The following is a 1,959-nucleotide window of genomic DNA, read 5'->3' on the forward strand; positions in this document are numbered from 1 at the left end:
ACACAATTTAGATTACAGTCTCATATCACACCTTGCCGACATCTCATCCGGATAGCCCCCTTCCGGTATCCATTCACTCTTCAGACTTCTGAACAACCGTTCCATAGGGGCATTATCCCAACCTTCATTCCGCACCTAATTCAGGAATAAACCGCTTTATATTGTGAGCCTAATAAACTCAAAAGCTCATGGTGGTAAGATTGCATTCCTGTCACCATGTTATGTTCTTGAAATTCAAAGGTGCTGATCCCTTCAAAGGCCAGAAACACCCAACGCGCGGTGGGGGATTGTGTCGGTTTGTTCTTCATATCGGGGAAAAACGGCACATTTTGTTTTAATTCATGGCGAATTTTATGCTCCAGCGCCGCATAAACCATCAGACAACTGGTCATCACCATTAACAGCGCTTCTATCCGCTCCGGTTTTTTCAGGAAAATGGCAGACGTCAGGAATTCCGGGCTTTTCAGGAAGCGAAAACCCCGCTCTACCTTTTGTTGTGCCTTATAATTAGCCAGTAACGCCGCCATATCCAGCTGTCCTTCATCCCGCTCATTGGTCGCTAAAATAAACCTCCCGACCCGCAATCTGGCCTGCTTCACATTGTCTAACCGGGTATAAACCTGACCGGCTAATTGATAATGAACCGATTTGGGGTGTTGATGCTTGCTGGGTTTCCCGCGCCCCGCATACGCGGTAATCGCCCGAATTTCCGGCGAGGCGATGCCGATAAACTGACATTGAGACTCAAAATCATGCAGGGCCTGTAAGGCATCTTCCCGGCAGGCAAAGGATTTTTTGCCCAGTTTGTCGAACTGTTTAGACTCGTTTTCTGTTTCCCTGAGTGTGTTTTTCCGGAAAGTCTGGTTTTCACATTTTTCTGCCGCTGTACTGTTCACCAGTAACCAACGCTGAGGAACGCCGCCATACGATGACGTCACCCAGCAGCCTGAATAGCCCTCGCTGATGGGGCTGAATTGCTCCGCTGTCACGTTCAGGAGATGCTGTTTAGCTTCCTTGATAGTCAAGGGAACGCGCGTAATAAATCGTTGTTTTTGCTGATGAAGCGAAGCGATCGCGGCTTCAGTATAAAGGGCGGCATCGGCCACAAAGTAGCGGCTGTTTTGTGCCGCCTTCAGGCATTGAATATGAGTTTTGATCGTCTGGGCAAAGGCTTTAGCATCATTCGTATTCCCGCTCATGGCCTGCATGTAGACAGGGATACCTGCCTGATTTTCGCAAATCAGTTCAAGGACAACCTGGTTCAGTTCAGGCCGGTGATCCCGGCTATAACCCGGCACCAGTGCAATACGTTTTGTGTCATCCCCCAACAGACTGTCATAGTCACCATCGACATGAAAACTCGTGATATCCAAATGAACGGAATCGGGATTTAACCCTAATTTATCAACCACTTGCTCAGCAAGCACCTGATAAACTTCCGACACCCCTGCTTCATATAAGGCATCCAGTGTACGACCGAGCACATCATCATTAAGGTGTTCAGCTTCAATGTCAGCGCCAATTAAACGCGCAATCGGCTTATGTTGAAAAAAGCCGGAAAACATGTGCAATGTCCGGCTGTGAAACCCTAGCCCGTTAAGGATCATCGCCAGAAAAGCGTCGCCGTGAGAGACGGTATGCGATGAATATTTTGGGATAATGGCATCAATCATGCGGGGTAAACCGGCTTCATGACAAAAAGCGGCGATAAGGCCAAGATGATCGAGACGTTGAATGGTAGGTATGGGTGTGGACATATTCGCTTTCCGGCAAATAAAAGTAATAGATCAAAATTGGTGATTACCGTCAATCCCACCAATGTCATTAATACAAAAAACCTGTGTAAGATCACACTATCTTTAAATCAGAAATATGGTGCGGAATGACGGATTAACAGAGAAATTAAATATGAATCATGGTGTTTTATTTCAATTAGTTGAAAATGTTAATTCTATTAAT

Annotated in this window: 1 protein-coding gene; it reads right to left on the reverse strand. The window is 46.4% G+C overall.

Annotated elements, in window-relative coordinates:
* Positions 1 to 140: 140 nt before the first annotated feature.
* Positions 141 to 1,757, reverse strand: a complete 1,617-nt coding sequence (locus tag Xsze_RS21315) for an IS1634 family transposase (protein ID WP_099139191.1) — start codon at positions 1,755 to 1,757, stop codon at positions 141 to 143.
* Positions 1,758 to 1,959 lie beyond the last annotated feature (202 nt).

Source organism: Xenorhabdus szentirmaii DSM 16338 (assembly GCF_002632585.1).
GTDB lineage: Bacteria > Pseudomonadota > Gammaproteobacteria > Enterobacterales > Enterobacteriaceae > Xenorhabdus > Xenorhabdus szentirmaii.